This window comes from Parachitinimonas caeni, from assembly GCF_030129945.1.
GTDB classification, from domain to species: Bacteria; Pseudomonadota; Gammaproteobacteria; order Burkholderiales; family Chitinimonadaceae; genus Parachitinimonas; species Parachitinimonas caeni.
Map to the genome: position 1 here is coordinate 1 of NZ_JARRAF010000274.1, position 255 is coordinate 255.

Here is a 255-nt window from a genome sequence, read left to right on the forward strand (position 1 = left end):
TGCAAAGTCCACCCTCATGCCTGTGGAGCAATCGGCGGCAATGAGGGCATGGCCCGGACAAAAGGGGGCTCAATACCAAGCTCCACCTTGCCGTGGATGCGCATGGCATGCCGGTCCGGATAAGGATCACCGAGGGCAGCCGGGCGGATTGCAGCCAAGCCCAGGCGTTGATTGAAGGGATTTCGGCTCAGAATCTGATCGGTGATAAGGCTTATGACAATGACGCTATTGTGCAGCAAGCCCGTGAGCAAGGGA

At 58.0% G+C, this 255-nt stretch carries 1 pseudogene; it reads left to right on the plus strand.

The features are described from left to right. Positions 1-255, plus strand: a pseudogene (locus tag PZA18_RS24665) (transposase); the annotation flags it as partial.